The 651-nt window shown below is 56.4% G+C and carries 1 pseudogene; it reads right to left on the minus strand.

The features are described 5' to 3' along the window. Positions 1-280 precede the first annotated feature (280 nt). Positions 281-651: pseudogene (locus NW853_RS12280) on the minus strand (hypothetical protein); the annotation flags it as partial.

The raw sequence follows: 651 nt of genomic DNA on the forward strand, positions 1-651 counted from the left end.
CGCCCACCGATAGTTCCCCCGCGTAGATCGGCGGAAGCGCCAGCTGCTTATACGAGACCGCCCGGAACGTGGCTGCCCACAAACGCAGCCACGGCCAGTTGCCCAAAGCTTCCTCAACAACAGTCTCCCAGGGAATGGTCATGACAGCTTAGCATTGCCAAAATTAAGATGGGCAAGGTCGCCTATTCAAATCCACGCCTATTCTCGGCAGTTTGCCGAAGATTGCCAAGTATCCCAGTCAACAACTTTCATAACTTCGGGAATTGCCTAGGAGAGAACCTCACAGGTTAAGATAGTCCTGAATCCAGTTCACCAATCGCCGCGCCAGGGCAAGGGCTTCTGGCTCGCCTTTTTTGATCGCCGATTGGCTGCTGAAGCAAGCGATAACTTCTTCTTGAAGTTTTTCTTCAGGCTCTTGTTCAAAAGCGCCGCGGCGGAACTGCAACCGCACCTGAGCTTGGATCTGAAAGCTCTCCTGCGCCTCCTCATCCAAGATCTCCTGTCCCAGCCGCTGCAGCCGCACCCCTTGCAATTGAGTGAGAGAATAAGAGAAGACTTGCTGCCGCCAGATCCCCCAAGGGCCGCCCAGCCGGGTCAGGGTCGCTCGCTGCCGCTCCCGATCCAAACTCAGGATCTGCCCCAGCCCCCAAG

The sequence above is a fragment of the Synechococcus sp. H55.11 genome, from assembly GCF_047462475.1.
Taxonomy (GTDB): domain Bacteria; phylum Cyanobacteriota; class Cyanobacteriia; order Thermostichales; family Thermostichaceae; genus Thermostichus.